This window comes from Mycobacterium sp., from assembly GCF_035653355.1.
Taxonomy (GTDB): domain Bacteria; phylum Actinomycetota; class Actinomycetes; order Mycobacteriales; family Mycobacteriaceae; genus Mycobacterium.
This window is the reverse complement of record NZ_DASRBZ010000392.1, coordinates 1-6,490: the sequence shown is the minus strand read 5'-3', so window position 1 is coordinate 6,490 and position 6,490 is coordinate 1. Positions and strand designations below refer to the sequence as shown.

The window sequence follows — 6,490 nt, the reverse complement described above, 5'->3', positions numbered from 1 at the left end:
TGGTTCGACGACAACCTGGAGGAAGCCGCCGAGTTCTACACCTCGGTCTTCCCCAACTCGCGGATCGAGGCGCTCAATCGCTTCACCGAAGCGGGCCCCGGCGAGCCTGGTGAGGTGGTCTCCGGCACGTTTGTGCTCGACGGCACCCGTTTTCGCGGTCAACGGCGGCCCGCGGTTCCCGTTCACCGGAGCCGTGTCGTTTCTGGTCAGCTGCACGGACCAAGACGAGGTCGACTATTACTGGAGCCGGCTGACCGACGGCGGCCAGGAATCGCAATGCGGCTGGTGCAAGGACCGCTATGGGCTGAGCTGGCAGATCGTTCCTGAGCGGCTATTCGAGCTGCTCACCGATCCGGATCCAGGTCGCGCCGCAGCGGCCACCAGGGCGATGTTGGGCATGCGCAAGATCGTCATAGCCGATCTTGAAGAAGCCGTGGCGCAGGTTTGATCACCCGATCAGCCGGGCGATCGACTCGACCGTCGCCTCGATAATCGCCGTCACCTCGCCGCGGTCCTCGCACTCGGCCGCCATGAGCGACGACTCCGCCATGGTCGCCACCAGGATTCGGCGCAGCAGCTGAGCACGCAGCGAGGCGTCTAACTCCAGGACCGACATCCAGCTGCCGACGGCGGCGGTCATGCGTTTGCGCCGCACGGTCTCAAACCCAGCCGGTGTGTCGTCAGATACCAGCACCCTGGCCGCACGCCGGTTTTCCCACATCGCCTCCAGGTATGCCCGGACGTGCAGCTCGAAGGCGCGCCGGCTGTCGAGCCGCTCGTCGGCTTGGTGCAGCGCCGCCTCGATACGGCTGTCGACGGCTTGGGCCATCTGCTCGAAGATGGCCAAAAACAGCTCTTTCTTTCCGCCGAAGTGGTGATAGATGCTGCCGATGCTGGCGCCCGACGCGGCCACTACATCGGCCATCGTGGCGGCGGTTAAACCTTTGGTCGCGAACACATCGGTCGCGGCGTCCAGGATGCGCCCTTGAGTCGCATCCGTTTTGGCCCAGCGGCGGGCGGTAGGGGCGCCGCGGCCGGCGTTCGGGATGCCCTCCGTCGGCGTCTGGGCCGAAGTCGCCATAAGAAGACGGTAACGCGGCCTGCCATGCTGCAAGCTGCGCAGAGCATGACTCTGGCTCAACATCACCGCCTCGGGTCGGCGTCGCAGAGTGCAGGCCAGCCGCTTGGACGTACGTTGGACCGTACCGGCAGCTGTATGCCGGCCGATCGGTCTGGAAGCGGCCGAACAGGAGCGAACATGGCAGACGATGCGGCGGAACCGGAATCGAGCGGGTCCACCACAGACGGCAAACCGGAAAGTGCCGGCGCGACAGCCTACGCCGGCCAAACCCCGCCTCCGCCCCCGTACCGGGCGATGCCGGCCGATCGGTGGGCATTGGTCGCCGGCTTGATCGCCGTGGTGGTATTGAGCGCCATGGTGGGATGGCTTGGGTTCCGCGCCTACCAGTCCCATACCGCCGAGGTGCAGCGCAGCGTGTTCCTCGAGGTGGCGCGGCAGGGTGCGGTCAACCTCACCACGTTCGACTATCAGCATGTCGACGCCGACGTGCAACGGATTCTGGGGTCAGCGACCGGAACCTTTTACGACAGCTTCTCTCATCGATCACGCTCGTTCATCGACACCGTCAAACGTTCGCAGTCAAAGTCGGCCGGTACGGTGACCGAGGCTGGAGTGGAATCGCAGACGCGCGACGAGGGACAGGTGCTGGTGGCAGTTACCGTGAAGACCGTCAAATCCGGCAGCGCTGAACAGGAAGACCAGGCCCTGCGGATGCGTATCACCGTGCACAAGCTGGGCGACGGGGGCAAGGTTTCCAACGTCGCATTCCTGTCATGACCGCACCGCCCTCCGGCAGGGCCGATAACCGCACCGGCGCAACGGGACCGGCGTCGGCATCCGAGCGTCGTGTCGACTGGTGGCGCGTGCTGGTCTATGGTCTGCTTCCCAGCCTCGCGTTGCTGCTTGCCATCGCGGCGGCTCTGTTGAAGTGGCACGACTCCTCTGACCGGAACGTTGACCTCGCGCGCGCCGAATCGGTGCAGGCGGCGAAGGATTCGGCGACAGCACTGCTGTCGTTTACACCTGACACGATCGATCAGCAGGTGCATACCGCGCGCGATCGGTTGACTGGCGGATTCCGTGACACGTACATGCAAGTGACCCGGGAAGCTTTGATTCCCAATGCGAAAGAAAAACATGTCACGGCGTCGGCCACCGTCCCCGCAGCGGCTTCGGTATCGGCGACCGAAAACCACGCGGTAGTCTTGGTGTTCGTCGATCAGGCCGTCACGATCGGTACTTCGCGGCCGAACACCGCGACCTCCAGTGTCCGGGTGACCCTGGACAAGATCGGCGAGCGATGGCTAATCTCCGGATTTGACCCGGTGTGAGAAGGATCAGGCGATGACTGAACCAGGCTGGATCAACGTGCAGGCTCCCGAAGTCGAGCTGAAAGCCCTCACCTGGGGGCCGAGCGACGGCCCGATTGCGTTGTGCCTGCATGGGTTTCCAGACACCGCTTATGGGTGGCGCAAGTTCGCTCCACGGCTGGCCGAGGCGGGATGGCGGGTGGTCGCCCCTTTCATGCGGGGTTACGCGCCATCGTCGATTCCAGCCGACGGCAGCTATCAGATTGGGGCGTTGATGGACGATGCCCTACAGGCGCGCTCAGCTGCTGGCGGTACCACGCGCGACGTGGTGATCGGCCACGATTGGGGTGCGATCGCGGCGACCGGTCTGGCCGCCATGCCGGACAGTCCGTTTGCCAAGGCAGTGATCATGTCGGTGCCGCCGGCGGCGGCGTTTCGTCCCCTGGGTCGAGTACCCGACGTTGGCCGGCTGCTCGCCAAGCTGCCGCGTCAAATGACCCGTAGCTGGTATATTCTCTACTTCCAATTGCCTTGGCTACCAGAGCGTTCGGCATCGTGGGTGGTGCCACGGCTGTGGCGGCGATGGTCGCCGACCTACCACGCCGAGGAGGATCTGCGCCATGTCGACGCCGCGATCGGCACCCCGGAGAGCTGGCGGGCCGCACTGGGACCGTACCGGGCCAACGTCCGTAACACCCGCCCGCCGGAACGCTACGCCGAACTACACCGATACTGGGCTGCCGCACCGGTGTTGCCCAGCTTGTACCTACATGGTCGCGATGATGGCTGCGCCGCAGCCGGTTTCGCGCAATGGGCGGCAAAGGTCCTGCCCGACGGCAGCGACGTAGAGATCGTCGAACACGCCGGACACTTCCTCCAACTCGATCAGCCGGAAAGGGTGGCCGAGTTGGTACTGAAGTTCATCGGTTCGGCCGGGTAACGAGATGCGAGGAGCGACCTCCACGCGGACTTCAGGTACAGCGCTCGCTCCCGCTCAAAGGAGGTTGTGGCCTGATCATGGGATGCTGCCGATAACCCTTGTCTAAGTCCTTTAGGTATGCGGGGTTTCCGACGGAGTCGGCGTATCGGTCTGGCTGATCCGGCAATCCGACTGCGCGGTCAGGACAGCCGTCTTCTGGCTGGAGAGCTTGAACTCGACGCCATCCTGACCGGCGACATACACATCATGGTCGTTAGCCTGGTTCTTCATAACTCCATAATTAGTGGCGCCAAACTGCTTCGCATCGTCCCTAACGATCTGCACCGCTTGCGTCCATTTGTCGTCGGGAATTGGCCCACTGAATACGACCATGAGGTACGCCATTTTGGCGTCAGTCCATACGTAGTCGCCGCCGCAATGGTTCCAGCTATCTGTATCTACCCGCCAGCTCAATCCAGGTACTAGCGCCGCGATCGCATCCGCCATCTGTGACACCGCGGCCCGGTACTGCTCCTTCGCCGCTTCCAGCGGCGGTTTGGAGCGCAACCCGTTCTCGAGCGCAGAGACTTTATCCGGGCTCAATGGACCCTCCTTGTTGTCCTGGTGGCCGCAACCCAATGCAATCCCCCACACCAGCACCAATGACCAAGCCATCGACCACCGCATCAATGACCCCTTGGTCCACCCGGCATACCGCCACCGAGGATAGGTGGAAGCAGCGATGCCGTCACTTTGTTACCTGGCAAGCCGGCTGCGATCGCAGCCAGGTTGTACCCTGACATCCTTAACTCCTGATGGCCCAAGGCGTCTTGAAAGGTTCGCGGGTAGTCGGCATGACCATATACCCCATCGCGCCAAATGCCGCCAGGATCGAAACCGGACTGCGATGAGAGCTCAATCATCCCTGATCCTGGAGCGTAGGGATCTAGCCCCCAACCATGCACAGGTGCCAACGGCGCGACCAAATTCGTAATAAGGTCGTGCGGCGCTTGCATGACGTAGGCGCTTCCGTGATCAAGTCCTAGCCGGGCGGGGCTGTATAGTTCCAGGCCGGGTGAGCCGTAGAAGACCACATCGTTGACGGGGTGGACGCCCTCGGCGTTAAGCTGCTGCAGCGCCAGCGATGCCGTCAATGACCCATAGGAGTGCCCCAGCACGGTGAGATGGCCCGTCGGGTTGTTCGCCCGGACGTGCTCCAAATACTTGGACAAGTCCCCTGCACCAGCTTTGGCTTGGGCGTCGGTCATCGTCTTCAACAGATCCTGTGGACTCCCGGAATCCAACGGATTAGGCGGGTTGTAGTTCATCCAGGCGATAGCGGCAACCGATGCCGGCTTGCCCGCAGCGGTGAGTTGCCGGATCTCTTCCCGCCGCAAGTTATTCGCCTCGTTCACCATGCCGGGCAATGAGGCTTTTGTGGTCGAGCCAACACCAGGCACGGTCACCGAGATATTGCTGGCGGTGTCGGGATTGCCAACAGCCACCGCGGCGCCAACTTTCTGCTTTGGGTCAGTGGGGATCTGCAGTTGAGTCAGGTAGGTTTCGGGCGCTTCGGTTAGGGCTCTATCCACCGAGTCGAACTCGGCCATGCGGTTGTGGGCGGCGTTCAACTGATCCTTTAAACCCTGGAGCTCCGCACTGTCACCGCCGTGTGCCGCCAGCCGGTCATAGCGCCCCTGCAGCTCATCGATGTGGTGCTGGAGTTTGGCACGTTCGTCGCGGAGCCGTGCCTGGTTCGCGTCGCTTTCCCGCTGGGTGGGAGTAAGCCCCTGCGGGCCGATCGGCGGACCGGCATCGGCCGGGATGGGCGTGTCTCCGTCAGCCATGTTGATCGCGGCGGCCAGCTCTGAGTCGACCGCGTTGGCCTCGGCCAAGATCTCATCCAGCCTGTGCTGTAGCTGCTCTTCGGCGATGAGGGCCTCTATCGGCAAACCCTTGAACGTCGAACTCGGCACAACCGCGTTGGTCATCGGGTCGATCGTCATGTGCAGCGCGGCGGCGTCGGCCCGCAGCTGGCGTAACTTAGCCTGCACGTTTTCGATGCCGTCGGCGGCTTGGTTGGCGGCTCGACCCACTGCAAGCGCCTCATTGCCATGGGCATCAAGGTCTTTGCGGATTTGCGTGTTTTGGTGTTTCCTGGCTTCGGCCGTTTGGCCTTCCCAGGTGTCAAACACCGCAAGCGTTCCCAGTTGGCGTGACACTTCCAAGGTGGCCTGTCCCCGTGCGGTGGCCACGTGAAACACCTCGCGCACGGCCTCGGCGTTCCAGCGATCAATATCGGCGACCGATAACGTCACTGCTAATCCCGAGCAGCGCCGGCGGCCCCGTTCGCGTAGTTTGCGACGGCGCGTAGCTTTTCAGCGTTCTCACGTTCCATCGTCGCAAAATCGCGGGCGTCATTGTGCAGACCCAGCGCATGTTCACCGACCATTGTCAGCAACGCCTGGGATGTGCTCAGCCAGGCCGTCAGCCGAGCAGTCAGCGCTGCCGAAGAACTCCCGACCCAGCCGGGCTGCGCCGCCTCCATCCGGTTGTTCGACGACACATGAGCGATCGCCAGGTCCTCGCCCTGCCCGTGAGCATGCGCCGCAGAGTAGGCCAACGTCTCCAAGTCGACTCGCAACTCGTCTTGAGCTGCCATGCCCGTTACCACCTCGCGATCCGAAGCTGCTAAGTATCCCATACCAGTACCAGGAATTGGCTGCAAGTCACCCACGACGGTGCTCGGCAAATCCCGGCCGGACGCCGTTGTCGTCAGTGCGGGTAACTCCGAGCTCAGTTGTCGGCAGTCGCAGTATCGTCGAACGGGCGAACATCGGAAACGACCAATGACGAAGCACCGGATGGCGGCGGTCGACGCCCAGTTTTATTGGATGTCGGCCAAAATCCCCAATGATCAGTTCCTGCTCTACGCATTCGGGAGCCAACCGGCCGATCTGCACAAGGCAATAGACGACGTTCGCGCCCGGGCCCGGGCAAGCCCTGACCTGACGATGCGGGTCGACGACCGCTGTGCGCTCACCTATCCGATGTGGGTGCCCGCGAACATCCAACCCGACCAGGTGATCTCCCACGAGCTGACCGACGATACCTGGCATGGCTGCCTGGACGCCGTGGCGCGATTGGCAGACAACCAGCTCGACATCCGAAAGATGCCGT

Annotated in this window: 7 protein-coding genes and 2 pseudogenes; 5 read left to right on the top strand and 4 right to left on the bottom strand. The window is 63.0% G+C overall.

Annotated elements, in window-relative coordinates; genetic code table 11:
- Positions 1–448 (top strand): annotated as a pseudogene (locus VFA16_RS13610) (VOC family protein); the annotation flags it as partial.
- On the opposite strand, the gene VFA16_RS13605 reads toward VFA16_RS13610, so the two are convergent.
- A complete protein-coding gene (locus tag VFA16_RS13605; RefSeq protein ID WP_324968325.1) occupies positions 449–1,081 on the bottom strand; it encodes a TetR/AcrR family transcriptional regulator in 633 nt (210 codons plus the stop codon).
- A gap of 177 nt (positions 1,082–1,258) precedes the next feature.
- Here VFA16_RS13605 and VFA16_RS13600 point away from each other — a divergent pair, with 177 nt between their 5' ends.
- From VFA16_RS13600 to VFA16_RS13590, 3 genes are read left to right on the top strand one after another with little or no spacing between them, the layout of a single operon-like run.
- Positions 1,259–1,858, top strand: coding sequence for a mammalian cell entry protein (locus VFA16_RS13600; protein WP_324968324.1), 600 nt, complete (start codon positions 1,259–1,261; stop codon positions 1,856–1,858).
- A complete protein-coding gene (locus tag VFA16_RS13595; protein ID WP_324968323.1) occupies positions 1,855–2,412 on the top strand; it encodes a hypothetical protein in 558 nt (185 codons plus the stop codon). The genes VFA16_RS13600 and VFA16_RS13595 overlap by 4 nt, the downstream gene beginning before the upstream one ends.
- A gap of 13 nt (positions 2,413–2,425) precedes the next feature.
- Positions 2,426–3,331: an alpha/beta fold hydrolase gene (locus VFA16_RS13590; RefSeq protein ID WP_324968322.1), complete on the top strand. Its 906-nt coding sequence runs from the start codon at positions 2,426–2,428 to the stop codon at positions 3,329–3,331.
- A gap of 111 nt (positions 3,332–3,442) precedes the next feature.
- Here the strand turns inward: VFA16_RS13590 and VFA16_RS13585 are convergent, their stop codons facing one another.
- From VFA16_RS13585 to VFA16_RS13575, 3 genes are read right to left on the bottom strand one after another with little or no spacing between them, the layout of a single operon-like run.
- Entirely contained in the window at positions 3,443–3,997 is a 555-nt protein-coding gene (locus tag VFA16_RS13585; RefSeq protein WP_324968321.1) for an LppA family lipoprotein, read from the bottom strand.
- On the bottom strand, positions 3,997–5,628 hold the full coding sequence (locus VFA16_RS13580; protein ID WP_324968320.1) for an alpha/beta hydrolase family protein: 1,632 nt from the start codon (positions 5,626–5,628) through the stop codon (positions 3,997–3,999). Before VFA16_RS13580 ends, VFA16_RS13585 begins: the two co-directional genes overlap by 1 nt.
- A 2-nt stretch (positions 5,629–5,630) precedes the next feature.
- Positions 5,631–5,972 carry a hypothetical protein gene (locus VFA16_RS13575; RefSeq protein ID WP_324968319.1) on the bottom strand — a complete coding sequence of 114 codons (342 nt, stop codon included), beginning with the start codon at positions 5,970–5,972 and terminating at the stop codon, positions 5,631–5,633.
- A 187-nt stretch (positions 5,973–6,159) separates the two neighbouring features.
- Here VFA16_RS13575 and VFA16_RS13570 point away from each other — a divergent pair.
- Positions 6,160–6,490: pseudogene (locus VFA16_RS13570) on the top strand (DUF1298 domain-containing protein); the annotation flags it as partial.

Excerpts from the sequence above, each read along its gene's own strand:
- VFA16_RS13605 (WP_324968325.1), bottom strand. The coding sequence starts at position 1,081 with ATGGCGACTTCGGCCCAGACGCCGACGGAGGGCATCCCGAACGCCGGC.
- VFA16_RS13600 (WP_324968324.1), top strand. The coding sequence starts at position 1,259 with ATGGCAGACGATGCGGCGGAACCGGAATCGAGCGGGTCCACCACAGAC.
- VFA16_RS13595 (WP_324968323.1), top strand. The coding sequence starts at position 1,855 with ATGACCGCACCGCCCTCCGGCAGGGCCGATAACCGCACCGGCGCAACG.
- VFA16_RS13590 (WP_324968322.1), top strand. The coding sequence starts at position 2,426 with ATGACTGAACCAGGCTGGATCAACGTGCAGGCTCCCGAAGTCGAGCTG.
- VFA16_RS13585 (WP_324968321.1), bottom strand. The coding sequence starts at position 3,997 with ATGCGGTGGTCGATGGCTTGGTCATTGGTGCTGGTGTGGGGGATTGCA.
- VFA16_RS13575 (WP_324968319.1), bottom strand. The coding sequence starts at position 5,972 with ATGGCAGCTCAAGACGAGTTGCGAGTCGACTTGGAGACGTTGGCCTAC.